We start from the raw sequence: 14519 nt of genomic DNA, 5'->3' as shown, positions 1-14519 counted from the left end.
GCACTGGAAATGGCGACACTCAACGGCGCCCGTCTGTGCTGTGGGACGACGAGTTGGGGTCGGTGGAGGTGGGGAAGACGGCGGATCTCGCCCTCTATGACATTGAGACGCCGGAGTGGGCGCCTCGCCACGATGTCGTCCGAAATCTAGTGTACTGCGCAGACGGTCGGAGCATTCAAACCGTCATTGTCGACGGCAACGTGGTATTCGACTCCGGCCGCGCGACCGGTATCGATGCGGGCAAGGCTATCGCCGAGGCCAGCCTTGCCGGGAGCGGATCGCGCACCGGCTCGGCCTTGATCCCCGCCGGCGCTGGCCGGTAGTGAAGTCTGCTTAGAAGAGCCCTCTTGCCTACGGCGGCTGCTAGAAATCAGTCGGAGGTCGCGACTGCGCTGCTGTTGATTCATCCCCGGAAACACCTCTCAACAGTGCGGGGGATCGTGCTTCTCCTCCTCAGCTTCTTCGCCGCTGCGATGGCGATCTTGAGGTCTCCGGCGCCAAGGCGAGTTGAACAGCATCGAGCTTCTTCACGCGCTGGCCGAACAACATCGCCACCAACCGCTCGCGCGGACTCTGCTAATTTGCTGGCACGCCAACCGCGCAACCGCTACCTAAGTATGATCCCGTCCGCGTTGCGCAGGGCCCAATAGTACGGGCCTGTTGAGCTAGGCGGGGAGAGCCTTTTCTCTGGCGCGTCATTGTCGCAACTTTCGCGATGTACGGTCTTGATGCGAGCTACGCCGTCGAAAGTCTACAAGCGGTAGTCGCCGCGCACGGGCTAACCCGTTCAAGCCGCACCGGGCACATGGCCGTAACAATCATTCGGATGGCCTTGATCAGCCGACGGGCCAGCATGTCAGCGGTGACTGCGCCGCTGTAATGGCGCAGCATTGACTGAAACCAAGATCGAAGACGACATGAGCGAGCAATGCTGGGTCGACCTCGGCAGCGAATTCGTTTCGGTCCTGCGACGCGCGAAGAAGGCCGGCGATAGTGTACGGATGCGGCAAAGTCCGATGCAGCTGCGAGAACCGGCGGCTGCATAAACAGAATTTCCCGGAAGAATATGCGGGACAGCGCGGGATCTCGATCGTGACCTGCTGTCGTATTCGCTAGCAGGCAGGAGAGCTGTTCAACGAGCGTATCGCGCGTTCGAACGAGCGTAAACGCATCGTCCCAGGTTCTTTCGACATTGCCCTTGAAGAGCTCGACAAGCAGTTCTTCCTTGGACCTGAAGTATACGTAAAATGTCCCGGCGCCGACCCTTGCAGCCTTGGCGATCGCTGCCGTTGAAATCTTTTCATGCCCTTGCGCCGCGAGTACGGGCGTCGCTTTCTGCATGCAGCGCACACCGACGTTGCTGCCCTATGCACGTCACAAAGATGCTCACGCCCGGCAGCGAGAGTTGTTCTCCTTAAGAGGTGCCGCAACGAAATCGCAACGAATTCGGTGGAACCACCGTGAACAAAACGTGGCGGAAACACCTGCTATGACAAGAAAAATCAATAACTTAGAAAATGTTCACTGCGGACGCAGGTGCCTCGGGTCGGCGCGCAAACTACCATACGCGCGTGAATGTATCCTTGCCCTTCAACTTACTGGGTCTACCATTCTTGTCGATGTAGAACAGCGTCCAAGACGTGGGCATTTGGGAGCCGTGAGTCTTTCCGACCCAGCGGGTGAAGGAATTGCATTGGGCAAAAGTAACAACAAAGTACAAGCCGGTTGGACCGAAGGCTCCCGATGCAGGGTAAGGAATGCCCTGGCACGCAAACCCTTGAGCATGGTTTGTGAAAACCCCCTGTATTGCCCCGTTGTTGTTGGACCAAACAAACAGTTCCGAACCTCGTTCATTCTTCCAGTACGAGGGAGCAGGAAGCCCCTGCGCCATGACCTCGGCGGAAAGCAAGAAAAACTGGGCGATCAGGAAAAGCCCTAGAAACTTTTTCATATTAAAGTCCTAAAAAAGAGTTCGCTTAAAGGTAGCAACTCTTAGATCATATTCTCGGCCGCCGCAATAACTTGTGCAATGCATCTTCGCTGCTTTTTCTATCTCACAACTTTCTTCGTACGAACCGTACGCAAGCCCTCACCAAATTTCTCTACTGCGCGCCCCGAACACGCATGAGCTGTCGTCGCGCTCATGGTTTCGCTGGGATCGCCGCTTTCGGTGCAAACCGCTTCGCGTGGTTCGGGTAATCTGGCCCGATATCCTCAACTAATGGCAGCGGACGTGTTGGGGTTGCGGGCAACACAGGTCTATGTCGGCCCCGATGAGGCTGACCATGTGGCTTACTGCCGAGAGATTGCCGGCTTCATCAATGGCGCAGCAGAGAGCCTAGTCTTGCCGCCGCCGCGGCGAAGAGGCCCAATATCGGAAAACATGATTATGGGCCCGGGCGGGGCAAGAATGTCGCAGACTAACAGAAACATAATCCCGATCTTCGGAGACGAGCGCGCCATTCATCGCTGCTTTCAGCAAATCCCGGTAAGCAAGGTACGTAGGCGTGAACCGATCAACCCGGACGATGATATCTGCTTCAACCTGTTCGAACTGATGGCGACCGGTGACGTGGCCGCGGAGCTCAAAACGAAATATCTTGAAGCCGAAGTTGATCAGGATGAAGCGCGCGCGTTTGTCGAGGAGCAGTTCTTCAAATTCTTTTCGAACGCGCGCGAGCAGCGAAAGCAAAAATCGATGTCTGAAATTGATGTCGAGGAAATCCTGCAGTCCGGACAACAGCGCGTGAGAAGAGAAATGCGAAACACCATATCCATCCTTGAAGACATGTTATACTATAACGTAGGAAGCAAATCCTCCCGAGCCGTCTAACTTGGAGTCCATCAAATGCAGATATCAAAGCCGGACGAAGCGCTTCAGCTTCCGGAAGGATCTCTTGAAGTAGTAAGCAAAACGGAGCGAGGTCGCGTCTGCGAGCCCTACAAGTTTACGAGCGCCGAAGTCGTCGATGCGGCGGGAGCCTTGCTACGCGAGAACATTGAACTTGTCGGCTTTGCAGCTCAAGCAGAAATACTCGCGTTCAGGACCAATCATTTTGGGTGGAAGCATTTCGAGGAGGCGTTTGCCTTAAGTGGATTTAGGAGAAATCTTAAATCTCGCTAACGCCTGAAATTAAGCCTTTCTCCGGGCTCGCGATCAGCTGTGATGCGCTCTGACGGTGATTGACGCCCTTTTTGGAGTATGATGCCGAGGCTGTTTCCGGAGTGAGCATGGCACTGAGGCACTTAGCGGTAAATCAAATCGATGAAGGCCAGCTTCAGCGCCTGATAGACGGGAAAGCATCGGAAACCCGCGATTGCGAGTATAAGCGCGCTCCCTATGGCAATGCCGATAAGGATCACGGCGAGTTTCTTGCTGATATCCCTTCCTTCGCGAATGCAGATGGCGGCGACATCATAATTGGCATCGATGCGCAGTCGGGCGTGCCTACCCGGCTAACGCCGTTGCAGATCGACGCGGATGCCGAAATCGTTCGCCTTGAGAATATCGCGAGGTCCGGCCTGCAACCGAGGATCCATGGTTTCGAAGTGCGCGCCGTCCCCGTGACCGGCGGCACTGTTATCCTGGCCCGTATTCCCAGGAGCTATAACCAGCCACACCGCATTGTACGCCAAGGTTCGGGCAATAACAGGTTCTTTGCGCGATCGTCTGCAGGCAAGTACGAACCTAACGTCGATGAACTGCGGATCCTCTTCAACCGCGCGCCGCAACTTGCCGACCGCATTAGAGACTTCAGGTTCGACCGCGTGGCTAAGATAGCCGCCAATAACGCGGTTATCCCGCTACTCGATACCCACGCGCTAACCCTGCACGTGGTCCCGTTCTCGGCATCTGACAGCCGCATTGCATTGCCCCTTGCTCCCGATAAGCGCATGTATTCCGCGTTCCCACCTATCGGCGGTTCCACTCAGGATTTCAGGATCAATGTGGATGGACTTCTCACGCTCTCGAATGCTGCCGTGAGCGCAAAGCAAACCAGAGCCTACGTCCAAGCATATCACAACGGCGTCGTCGAAGCGGTCGCATCATCATTCTTGATGGGCGACGGAACCGATCGACAGCCCTACCGGCTCGCCTCCCTGAGAACGGAAGTGAGCATCGTGAAGAGCAGTCATCTTTATCTTAGGCAGCTCAGGGAACTCGGGTGCGCTCCCCCGTTTGCGCTGCTTGTGAGCCTTATCGGCATGAAGGGCGTACCCTACTCATTCGCGGGGCCGAATTCGATTTTCGAGGACGAAGCCGGCACTCTCGACCGCGATCAGTTTCATTTCACTGAAGTCATACTGGAGGATATCCCCGCCGATCCTTACGAATACGCGAAGCTACTGAGGCCGCTCCTGGACCAGATTGCGAATGCGGCGGGCCGAGCTTCGACACCCTCGTTCGATGCGACGGGGCGGTATCGCAACAAAGTCGATTGAGATGATTCACTTTATGCAAAGCCAATTACGCGCAATCGCAGACGCACTTGGTGATACGGATCAGGGTTTGACGGGATCAGAGATCGCGCACATGCTCGAATCCTGCCAGATGGCCGACCCCGACCCTGCGCTGACCAAGCGTCATCGGCTCTACAACGCCTTCGCGCTGAGTCAAAACACGAGGCAAGACCGCTTGGCTATCCTCGCCTTCATCCGCAAAACGATGAAGCCGGAGCGGTATATCCGCAGCCCCGAAAAATTCGAGCCGATGCGCTCGAACCTCAACGTGGCGCTCGCATTCACGGGCCTTGCGGTGAACGCGGCGGGAGTTGTGGAGTCCGTAGAGAGGGCAGAAACACTCTCAGAGGCGAAACGGCGCGCGCAAGAGCTGCGCGCGGACCTCAACGTTCGAGGCGCACACCCCGACGTTCTGAAGTTCTGCAGTGAGGAGCTGCTCGCCGACAATTATTTCCACGCAGTACTCGAAGCTGTGAAGAGCGTTGGCGAGAAAATCAGAGCGAAGACCGGTCTGACAGATGATGGCAGCGCTCTTGTCGATCGGGCGCTAGCCGGTAACCCGCCGATGTTGGCGATCAACGCGCTCGCAAACGATAGTCAGATCAGCGAACAAAAAGGCTTTGCCAATATGGTGCGCGGCACGTTTGGAATGTTTAGGAACCCGACGGCGCACGCGGCGCGCATCACCTGGCAGATGAGCAAGGAAGACGCCGAAGATCTTTTTTCGATCGTGTCGCTGATCCACCGCCGTCTCGATCGGGCAACGATGCCCCCGCGCGTGTAGGTCGCAAGACAAGGGCCCAAGCCAAAATTACCGCTGGAGTCTCGTCTGGTGTGCGATAGCCGCATTGTTGTCGATTCGGCCCATCAGCAACGTTTCGATGCGGTTTGCCAGACTGGGCTCTGCGCCTTCAAGCCAATACAGCCCTCTGACATACCCGGTATGAGTGGGTGGTTTGGTGGTGGCGACAACCTTATCATGCAGGCGCCGAAAAGCTGTGACCCTCCCGTCTTTGGCCCACTGCTTTAGGTAAAATACGGGAATATAATGGTGCTTCGGCAGCTTCATCGGTGAGCGCAATGTTCGACATCGTCAATTCCCGAGACTTCTACCAGAAGCTGTTGGAAGATTTCGATGAATTTATGAAAGACCAGGCATCAGCCCGGCTGGCAATAAATTGCGCCATCATGGCACACCACATGGCTGACTGGGTGTGGGGAGATTTCCTGAAGAAGGATGGCGCCTTGAAGGCCAAGCTCGACATCAAGGACAAGGACGACTTCATGGCGTGGATTGATACCCAGACCGTCTGGTACGGGCTCGTTTAAGACATTTCCAACGGCAGCAAGCACTTCATCAGGGAGGCAGCTGCGGACATCGTCAAGTACGGAGGTTGGGGAGAGGCTGCCTGGGGCCACGGACCATGGGGCTCGGACAATACAGCTTCAAGGTGAGAAAGAGGTTTGGCAGAGCATGTTGGCGAGACTTCCTGCGCCAACATGGGCCGTACAATCCGCTTCCTGAAGGTGAGACGAAGCTGGCCGAACTTTAGACCTTCTGGCCGGCTTTCAACATTTCAATCTCGCCTCAGCCTGGCGAAGGTCAGCCGCGTTCTTTAGGGCCAGATCCTCGGGACTGATTTCTTTGAAGCGAGCGGAGGTGTAGTGGCAGCACCTCTCCCACGCCTGACCAATTGAAACCTCCAACCCGGTCGGCTTCACCGCGAAGTGTTGCTGCCCGACGCTGAGAGAATGAGAAGGCGGGAGAAGTTCATTCGCTATTCATCTGCGAATGGGTTGCATTAGCCGTTAATCGCACCTAAAGGCATTTTGCCGCACCGGGTTAGTTAGAAGAATGTAATTTAGCCCGTCCTATTCGTGAGAGTGCGGTTTTTGGTCCGATTGATGCGGCCGCACATCTCGTCTTACGAGGCGCACAGGATTGTCTTCTTTTCGCCGCCTGACGACCGGTGCTTTGCAACGCGCTTGAGGGATGGGTTGGGCGAACGGGGGGCGCACGCCCCTCCGGTCACGGACCGAGCGGCAGCAGCGCGCCTGGCAAGCAGCGGATCAGGTCGGCTTCGGGACATGCCGCGGCGAACGCAAGGCGAATGCGGCTCGTGGTCTCGACGACACGGGCGGCGATTTTCAAGAGCCGAAGACGCAGCGTCGCGAACTCGGCCGTGGCCAATTCCCGGACTTTGGGAATGGCGCCGCGCACGGTCAGCATCAGCCAATAAGCGGCCGTATGGAGCACGAGACGGACCTGGTTGGCGTGCGCCGAACCGCAACTGGTGCGATCGGAGGCGAGCTGTGTCTTATGCAGCTTGATCAGATTCTCGGCTTGGCCACGCGCGCAATACAGGCTGTCGTAGATCCACTCGGCCGAGCCGACATCGAGGCTGGTGACGACGAAACGGATGTCGAGGCCGAGCTTCGTCGCCTCAGTACGGGCGACGGTGCGCCGTTCGCGATCCCAGGACTGTGCCTTGTGGCGCGTCTCGGTTTAGCCGCGTAGAACCGGCAGGTTCTCGATGGCGCGTCGCGTGCGGATGTCGTCGGCGATCTCGTCGGCTTTTTTGGCGAGAGGCTTGGTGCCGGACAGACCGAAGATGTAGTCGATGCCGTTGTTCTCGCACCACGTCATTGCCTCCGGCCGAGCATAGTGCCCGTCGCCACGGAACGTAATTCGCGTGTTGTGCCACCGCGTCCGGATATGCCGTATCAGGCGGCGCAGATGGGCACGCACCTCGACGCCGCTCGGCGTCTTGCCGGGCCGCAGCACGACCGCCACGGGCCGGCTCTTCTCCGTGTCGTAGACGTGGATCGGCAGAAAGCAGCGTTCGTCATAATGAGCGTTGAACAGCGAGAGCTGCTGATGGCCGAGGACGATGTCGCAGGTATCATCGATGTCGAGCGTGACAGATGCCGGCTCGCGTGGGTAGCTATCCATCCATGCGTCGACCAAAATGTAGGTCAGTCGGATCACGTCGCGCAGGCGCGGAGCATTCTCTAGCCGCGACAGCGTCGGTTGGGAACACAAATTCCCGGCCCGTGTCCGGTAGGCGACCGCAGGCCAGCTTGAATGCCGGATCGGACCTCAGATGATCGAGGTCGTCGGCGTCCTCGTAGCCGCAGCAGATCGCGAACATGCGAGCGCGGAACATATCGACAAGGCTGTGCACGACCCGCGTCGGATCGCGCCGATCCGGGAACACCCGGGCCAAATTGTCGGCCAAGCCGAGACGCCGCTCGGCCATAGCCAGAAGCATCACGCCCCCGTTCGAGGTCAGGCGACCGCCATCGAAGGCAGCTGTGACTTTCTTGGCGTGAACGGCTGGAAACGAGAATGGCAGAATCGTATCATCGGTCATGGCGGGCGTGGCGTTCGCGGTTGAAGGTGATGGGTTGGCTTCGCAACCGAATCCTACGCACTTTACACCACGCTCGCCAGCCTCTCAGGCGCACTCTTGCGAATAAGACGGGTTAGAGACCTTGAGGGAGTCGGCTAGCCTATATGCACTAGGAGGCTGGTCCATGAAGGCTCTGATTGCTCTCATCGCTGCTATTGCAGGCGTTGCTGTGACCCTGGCGCACCTAAAGGAAGGTGTGCTGCACTTTCACCTTCCTAAAGATCTGACTTGGACGACCGCGGGAACGCTGCTCTTTTCGGTTATTGCGCTTGTTATCGGCCTAGCTCACCTCCGCCATTCCATTAAAGTGCTGATGCAGCGCAATGTCATCTGCGCGGCTCTCGTAGTCGTGTTTGCTGTGTCCCTCCTTTCGCTTGTTGTGGGGGGAGCCTGGCTGTTTGGGATGATCTTTATCGATGCATTCCGTTCCGAGAAGCATATCGTGCTCGTGCTGAGCAGTGTGTGGGGCGGCGGTGCCCTTACTCTTGCGAGCCTCTTCATTCTCGGCGCGATCGGGGAAAAGTACTCGCCTGTCGGATGGGTTGGAGCGAACGATAACCGCGACCCGAATGCGCCGGCTAAGGTAGAGCCGGTTGTCGTGGCCGATACCTATCTCAGTCCGAGAACATCAGAGCTTTACGGCCGACCAGTGCCTGCGCCGATGACGAAGTATGTGTCTTAACGACTTCGGCCTGATCCGATGAGAGCGCCCTTCGTCGTCACCGCCTTGACCGGCGCCTTCCATCAAGCTCAGTGCTATCGCGTCGATACTGGTTGACATGTTCAAAGCGGCGCATAGGCGAATCTAGGTGTCCCCTGGCAAATTCAGTTTGTATCGGGTGTGCCTGAGTTCGCCCGTTTTCGTAAACGCGCCCATTTCGACAAGATCTTGTAGGTCTCTTGTCGCGGTGGCGCGTGATGTCTTGGTGATGCTGATATAGTTTTCCGCACTCAGGCCGCCCTTGAACCGATCGATGCCTTCGTGGAACATACGCGCCACGACCTTTTCTTGGCGCTCGTTGAATTGACCGCGAAGGCGCTCATAGAATTTGGCCTTAGCGACGTAGAAATCGACCCGGTTAATTGTGCTCTCTTGCGCTTCGAGAATCGTCAGCGCGAAATATTTCAGCCAATCGGTGATTTCGAGGTCTTTGTTGTTCCGCTCCAAAGCTTCGTAGTAAAGCCGCCGCTTGCGTTCGATCGTATAAGCGAGCGCAATGAGCGTCGGCTGCCCGAGATTTTCCGCCAACGACTTTTCCGCTATGGCGCGTCCGATACGGCCGTTACCATCCTCGAACGGATGAATGCAAACGAAATAGAGATGCGCGATACCGGCGCGCGTAAGGGCGGGCAGGGGATTTTTTCCCTCTGGCGCGCCGTCATTGAACCAGATGATGAACGCATCCATCTCCTTTTTCATTCTGTTGGAGGGAGGCGCCACAAGGTGAACTTTGGGCTTTCCTGCAATCGGTGTCACAACCTGCATCGGTTCGGGATGGGTGCGGTAGCCGCCGATGTCCTGGATTTTCCGATCGCCGCTCATCAGCATCTTGTGCCACTCGAACAACATGTCGTGCGTCAGCGGATCGGCGAATCTTTTATAGAGATTCGCCATCATTTCCGCGATGCCGTGCTCGGCTTCGTTGACGTTGGTATCGTCGCCCTCAAGTCCGAATTGCTGACGCAGCGAGCATTGAACGCTCTCGCGCCGCAGTATCTCGCCTTCAATTTCCGAGGTTTTTACCGCTTCGTCGCTGATGAGCTCGATTTTGAGCATGTCACGGTCATCCTGGCCGACATGCTTGAAAGCGCCCAAGAACTCGCCGGATTTGACGAGAAACTTGGTTTCGAAGGGCTCTAAGAGCTTCGAATCAAAGGTAAATTTGGGCCAATCGGGATTTTCCCAGTTCCACATGAGCTATAGAAACCTCCGCTATACCTCAGAATAATTGCATTTATGAGCTATAGCAACGAATTCTATAACTCACGGGCCTGCTATTGAGGGACAAGCGGATGACGATGCTGCTTGGCATTGCATCACGACTCAGCCGTGCTTTAGTCTCGAACTCAATTGGGGCGTCAAACAAAAACTTGGAGACTCCGTTCGCCGGTGCGGCTTCATGCGGCCTAATTCATATCGACAGCACGGATGTGGGAACGACACTAACCGCGACTTTCTAAATTTTAGCGGCGTCTCTGACACGGTTACTGAAATCATCGTTCAGGCTCAGGGCAAACCGATCTCCATTGGAGTTTCTGGTGCGTGGGGCGCTGGCAAGTCCTCAATGATCAGACTCGTTCGCGCTGGGCTCGAACAGCGCGCCGAGGGCAAGCGGTCAGATTTCATTTTTGTTGAGTTCAACGCTTGGCTTTATCAAGGATACGACGACGCGCGCGCGGCATTGATGGAAGTTATCGCGACAGCGCTCGCAAAAGAAGCCGAACAGCGCAGGACCGGGCTCGAAAAAGCCAAAGAGCTGCTGCAACGCGTGAATTGGTTTCGCGCCGTGAAACTTGGCGCAGGATCGGCCTTAGCGCTTTCGCTCGGCCTACCGCCGACAGGAATACTTAATGAAGCCATCGAACTCGGGAAAAAAATTGCGACCGGAAATGCTGGCGCTGACGACATCGCTAAGGCCGAAGGCACAGTAACCGATGCCGCCAGCAAGGCATCGGGCCTGATCAAGCCATGCACCGAGGCCTCGCCGCCTAAAGAAATTCATGCGATCCGCAAATCGTGCGAGGCAACCCTCGAAGTAATGGGCACGAAGCTTATTGTGCTGATTGATGATTTGGACCGCTGCCTTCCGCAAACGACGATATCAACGTTGGAGGCCGTTTGCCTTTTCTTGTTCCTGGAAAACACGGCGTTTGTCATTGCCGCCGATGACTCTGTCATACGTCACGCTGTCCGCCGTCACTTCGATGGGATCGTCGATGAAGGCTTGGTGACAAGTTACTTCGATAAGCTCATCCAAGTTCCTATTCGCGTTCCGCCCCTGGGGACACAGGAAGTAAGGGCGTATTTGATGTTGCTGTTTGTAGAGAACAGCACAGGCCTCAACGCGGATGAGAAAGAGGCCGTCCGCAAAAAAGTCTGCGAGCAACTCAGCCAGAGCTGGCGCGGCAAGCGCGTTGATCGTGCGTTCATGCAAACCGTTCACACAAGTTTGCCAGCCGATCTCGTGGCCCGGTTCAACACGGCTGATAGGCTTGCGCCACTGATGACATCGGCTACGCAGATTGCGGGCAATCCTCGTCTTATCAAGCGCTTCCTCAATGCGCTTTCCATTCGCATGTCCATCTCAAAATCGCACGGCGTTCGGGGTTGATGAGGCCGCACTGGCCAAAATGCTGCTATTCAAGCGCTGTGCCGATCCGGCGGCGTATGCCAGCCTTGTGAGCGCTGTCACAGCCGATCCAAACGGAAAGCCGCAACTTCTCGCGCCGTGGGAGAGTGCAGCCCATGCCGGAGAGACCATCGATCTTGAGAAGCCGTGGGACGATCCATTCGTCCGAGAGTGGTGGTCCATTGAGCCCCGGCTGGCTGATATGGACCTTCGCGAGATTCTGTACGTTGGCCGCGAGCATGCGCCGCTCATCTCGCCGGAAGATCGCTTGTCTTCGGAAGCGGCAGAGCTTTTAGGCGCTCTGCTTGAACACCCCGACATGGCGTCGCAACTGAATGAGCGCTTGCTCAAGCTGCCGCGCACGGAAACGGCAATTGTCATGGACCGCGTCCTGAGCAAAGCCATTCAGGAGCAGTCTTGGGGGACGCCCCCAATTCTCGATGCCGCGCTCGCCGTTGTCGCGGCAGACCCTTCGCAAGGTGCCCGCGTCGGTACGTTCTTGCGCGAACGTCCGCCCGCTCAAATCACACCCAGCCTTGTCCCCAAGATTGCGGATCAACCTTGGGCGAAAGATCTGTTTGTGCATTGGCGCACTGCAGGGGTCGACGGCACGGTGAAGCGCGCGACGATCCTGCGGCTGTAGAGGTCCATGACGGCAGCCAGATAGAGCCAGCCCTGACCGGTCTCAATGTAAGTGATATCGGCGAGCCAGATCCGGTTCGGCGCGGCGGCGGTGAAGTTCCGATCGAGCAGGTTTGGGGCGATCGGGAAGTCGTGGCGACTGTCGGTGGTCCGCACCCGACGCGGCTGCGCCATGATAGCCCGAACGCCGTGACGGCGCATCAGCCGCTCGATGCGGCCGCGGCTCACCCCACGGCCCTGAGCCTTCAGCTCGATATGGATACGCGGGCTGCCATAGCGTCCACGGGTTTCGTGATGGACCCGCTTGATGTCGTCGACGAGTTCGCGGTTGGCGGCAGATCGCCGGCTCTCCGGGCGCGAGCGCCAAGCATAATAGCCGGCCGGCGAGACCCAAGCACGTCGCACAGGATCGTCACCGGGTAGTCGGCGCGGCGATCTTCGATGAAGCGGAATCTCATTTCGGTCCCCCAGCAAAGATCGCGATCGACTTCCTAAGAAACAGCCGGATTGGTGTCCCCCGAAATGGCCTGCAACACGAAGCCCAGCGATTTGGCCCGGCGCTGAAGGTTGGCAAGGACACGGCTGCGATATTGTTCTTCATAATAGTCGGCCCCCGGATCCTTGTAGCTCATGCCATGCCGGAGTGCGTTGTAGAACAGAACCGCAATCTTGCGGGCGGTCGCCGTCACGGCCTTCGACTTGCCCGCGCGCGAGGCTAGCCGCCGATAGAATGCTCCGAGCGCCGTATCGCTCCTCCCGACGGTTGTGGCTGCCAACCGCAACAGTGCTGCTGCCCGACTGGAAGATCTCCGTGTGCGCGAGGACAACACCTTACCGCCGGAGATTTTGTTGCCTGGTGCAAGGCACAGCCAGGAAGTGAAGTGCGTTGCGCTCGGCCATGCCTGCAGATCTGTGCCGCACTCACCGATGAGCTTCAATGCCAGCGATGGGCCCAACCCATGAATCTCAGTCAGATCGATGCCGAGCACACCGTACAGCGCGGTCCTGACATCGAAGGTAGGCGTGTTGACCTGCTTGGTCTTGATGCGTGGCTTAGATAGCTTTCCGGCCGGTCTTTCGCCTCTATTGTTTAGGGCCGCGATCAGGACCTCGAGCTTGCGGTCGCAGTCGAGCATCTTCGCCTGGTAGACGTCGTAGAGTTCCAGCGAACATGTTCGTGCCGGTCGTTGCCCACAAGTGCCGCCCGGATCGTCTCGATGGATGAATGGTATCGCACGTCCCGATAGGTTGCCAAGACGGCAGGATTCCGCTCGCCTGCAACAATGGCTCGGATAATCCGCATGCCGGTCGCGCCCGTGATATCGAGACCACATGATGGAGTTGCATATTCATCTCCATCAGGGCCTTCTGCAAATGCTGGATATGGGCCGCGGCATATTCCACCAGCCGCTCCCGTTGGCGCAGATACGCGCGCAGAGTTGCAATCTCGGCATTAGGTCGAAAGCTGCCACGTAACAGGCCATAGGAATGAAGCTCGCGTAACCACGCGGCATCGCTGACATCGGTCTTGCGCCCGGGCACGTTCTTGGCGTACCGCGCATTGACCAAAATCACATCAAACCCGCGCTGCTCCAGGATCTCGTAGACGGGGATCCAATAGACCCCAGTGGATTCCATCGCGACGCTCTTCACGCAGCAGGCTTTGAACCAGTCCGCCAGATCATGCAGGTCTCGCGTAAATGTGCCGAAGGAGCGCACAGGCACGTCGGTGGAAGCGGGATTAACCGCAGCCATGTGCATCTTTGATCCGATGTCGATTGCGGCGGCCCCAACGTTGACCGGCTTTAGTTCCGGTCGGTCGCCGATCGTCCTCTTGGGCATGGCAATCCACCAATCAATGATGAGTAGGAGGGTCTGGGCTATGCCAATCGTCATCTTCCTAATCGGGATCGCCGCCAGGGCGACGTCACCACTCTCAAGTTCGCATACACCCATGGACCATGTTTTTTAACGGGGTTTGTGCCTCCAATAATCGAACGGCCGCTACCCTCCCAGCCGCAGAGGATAGCACAAGGCTGTTTCTAGGCCGCAAGGCGCGCCACGGTGCTGGACAGTTTTTTAGAATGTCGCGCTCCATGCGCAGCCGCTCGTTCTCTCGCTGCAAACGGGCGATCTCTGCCGCGTGGTCCGCCGACGGCAGCGTCGCCTGCGTTGTGGGGCGCCGCGCCGCCGCCGTCGGCTCCCGCCCACCCCCACGTCGTTCCACCCAACGCCGCAACACGGAATCGCGCAGGCCAAGTTCCTTGGCGACCAATCCGATCGAGCGGCCGCTCGAAGCCACCAGATCGACCGCTTGCCGCTTGTAATCGTCCGTAAACGACCGACGTTGACGTCCTTCCATCCGACCCCTCCTGACTCATCGAGCCTACTACAGGTGTCCATCAATTCGGAGGAGGTTCAGCCTGTCGCAGGGTGCGGTTACAGATCAGCTTCGATCACGGCAAGCGCGACTATTAGCATCGCGGCTTTCCGTTTAATCGGGTTCACGCTAACGGCCGCGCATGGTCATTATCCATCACGGCCACTTCGGGCTCGCCTTCGCGGCGTCGTCAGGCTCCGATTCATCGGGAAGGATCGGTTGTTCACCGAAAGGACGGTTGATGATGTTCAGCGCATCATTCGCGGCGTAGAT

The 14519-nt window shown here is 57.5% G+C and carries 15 protein-coding genes and 2 pseudogenes; 9 read left to right on the top strand and 8 right to left on the bottom strand.

Annotated elements, in window-relative coordinates; translation table 11 throughout:
* Positions 1-35: 35 nt before the first annotated feature.
* Positions 36-323 carry an amidohydrolase family protein gene (locus KIP88_RS39595; protein WP_214493562.1) on the top strand — a complete coding sequence of 96 codons (288 nt, stop codon included), beginning with the start codon at positions 36-38 and terminating at the stop codon, positions 321-323.
* 412 nt (positions 324-735) lie between these two features.
* Here KIP88_RS39595 and KIP88_RS39590 read toward each other — a convergent pair whose 3' ends face one another.
* Complete coding sequence (locus KIP88_RS39590; protein WP_214493561.1) at positions 736-1341, bottom strand: TetR/AcrR family transcriptional regulator; 606 nt, start codon at positions 1339-1341, stop codon at positions 736-738.
* A 217-nt stretch (positions 1342-1558) separates the two neighbouring features.
* Positions 1559-1951 carry an avidin/streptavidin family protein gene (locus tag KIP88_RS39585; RefSeq protein ID WP_057854504.1) on the bottom strand — a complete coding sequence of 131 codons (393 nt, stop codon included), beginning with the start codon at positions 1949-1951 and terminating at the stop codon, positions 1559-1561.
* A gap of 192 nt (positions 1952-2143) precedes the next feature.
* Here KIP88_RS39585 and KIP88_RS39580 point away from each other — a divergent pair, with 192 nt between their 5' ends.
* From KIP88_RS39580 to KIP88_RS39565, 4 genes are all read left to right on the top strand, one after another.
* The gene (locus KIP88_RS39580; protein WP_214493560.1) at positions 2144-2833 is read left to right on the top strand and encodes a hypothetical protein; all 690 of its coding nucleotides are present in this window, start codon (positions 2144-2146) and stop codon (positions 2831-2833) included.
* 15 nt (positions 2834-2848) lie between these two features.
* Positions 2849-3124 carry a hypothetical protein gene (locus KIP88_RS39575; RefSeq protein WP_214493559.1) on the top strand — a complete coding sequence of 92 codons (276 nt, stop codon included), beginning with the start codon at positions 2849-2851 and terminating at the stop codon, positions 3122-3124.
* A gap of 107 nt (positions 3125-3231) precedes the next feature.
* Positions 3232-4443: a helix-turn-helix domain-containing protein gene (locus KIP88_RS39570; RefSeq protein ID WP_214493558.1), complete on the top strand. Its 1212-nt coding sequence runs from the start codon at positions 3232-3234 to the stop codon at positions 4441-4443.
* Between the two features lies 1 nt (position 4444).
* Positions 4445-5245 (top strand): TIGR02391 family protein, encoded by an 801-nt coding sequence (locus tag KIP88_RS39565; RefSeq protein ID WP_214493557.1) that lies wholly within the window; start codon positions 4445-4447, stop codon positions 5243-5245.
* Between the two features lie 27 nt (positions 5246-5272).
* Here KIP88_RS39565 and KIP88_RS48695 read toward each other — a convergent pair whose 3' ends face one another.
* A complete protein-coding gene (locus KIP88_RS48695) occupies positions 5273-5530 on the bottom strand; it encodes a DUF4238 domain-containing protein (RefSeq protein WP_214493556.1) in 258 nt (85 codons plus the stop codon).
* Between the two features lie 11 nt (positions 5531-5541).
* Here KIP88_RS48695 and KIP88_RS39555 point away from each other — a divergent pair, with 11 nt between their 5' ends.
* The gene (locus tag KIP88_RS39555) at positions 5542-5790 is read left to right on the top strand and encodes a hypothetical protein (RefSeq protein WP_214493555.1); all 249 of its coding nucleotides are present in this window, start codon (positions 5542-5544) and stop codon (positions 5788-5790) included.
* A gap of 700 nt (positions 5791-6490) precedes the next feature.
* On the opposite strand, the pseudogene KIP88_RS39550 reads toward KIP88_RS39555, so the two are convergent.
* A pseudogene (locus KIP88_RS39550) lies at positions 6491-7835 on the bottom strand (IS1380 family transposase).
* 163 nt (positions 7836-7998) lie between these two features.
* On the opposite strand from KIP88_RS39550, the gene KIP88_RS39545 reads away from it, so the two are divergent.
* A complete protein-coding gene (locus KIP88_RS39545; RefSeq protein WP_214493554.1) occupies positions 7999-8556 on the top strand; it encodes a hypothetical protein in 558 nt (185 codons plus the stop codon).
* Positions 8557-8679: 123 nt separating this feature from the next.
* Here KIP88_RS39545 and KIP88_RS39540 read toward each other — a convergent pair whose 3' ends face one another.
* Positions 8680-9789 carry a Fic family protein gene (locus KIP88_RS39540; RefSeq protein WP_214493553.1) on the bottom strand — a complete coding sequence of 370 codons (1110 nt, stop codon included), beginning with the start codon at positions 9787-9789 and terminating at the stop codon, positions 8680-8682.
* Between the two features lie 205 nt (positions 9790-9994).
* Here KIP88_RS39540 and KIP88_RS47105 point away from each other — a divergent pair, with 205 nt between their 5' ends.
* The gene (locus KIP88_RS47105) at positions 9995-11206 is read left to right on the top strand and encodes a P-loop NTPase fold protein (RefSeq protein WP_244608635.1); all 1212 of its coding nucleotides are present in this window, start codon (positions 9995-9997) and stop codon (positions 11204-11206) included.
* A gap of 19 nt (positions 11207-11225) precedes the next feature.
* Complete coding sequence (locus KIP88_RS47100) at positions 11226-11867, top strand: hypothetical protein (RefSeq protein ID WP_249791367.1); 642 nt, start codon at positions 11226-11228, stop codon at positions 11865-11867.
* Here the strand turns inward: KIP88_RS47100 and KIP88_RS39530 are convergent.
* From KIP88_RS39530 to KIP88_RS39520, 3 genes and pseudogenes are all read right to left on the bottom strand, one after another.
* Entirely contained in the window at positions 11780-12271 is a 492-nt protein-coding gene (locus KIP88_RS39530; protein ID WP_197423322.1) for an IS3 family transposase, read from the bottom strand. The genes KIP88_RS47100 and KIP88_RS39530 overlap by 88 nt on opposite strands.
* An 86-nt stretch (positions 12272-12357) precedes the next feature.
* A pseudogene (locus KIP88_RS39525) lies at positions 12358-13708 on the bottom strand (IS110 family transposase).
* 94 nt (positions 13709-13802) lie between these two features.
* Positions 13803-14228, bottom strand: coding sequence for a transposase (locus KIP88_RS39520; protein WP_214493552.1), 426 nt, complete (start codon positions 14226-14228; stop codon positions 13803-13805).
* Positions 14229-14519 lie beyond the last annotated feature (291 nt).

The organism is Bradyrhizobium sp. SRL28 (genome assembly GCF_018596315.1).
Classification (GTDB): Bacteria; Pseudomonadota; Alphaproteobacteria; order Rhizobiales; family Xanthobacteraceae; genus Bradyrhizobium.
The sequence above is the reverse complement of the archived record's forward strand: the minus strand, read 5'-3'. Positions and strand labels throughout refer to the sequence as shown.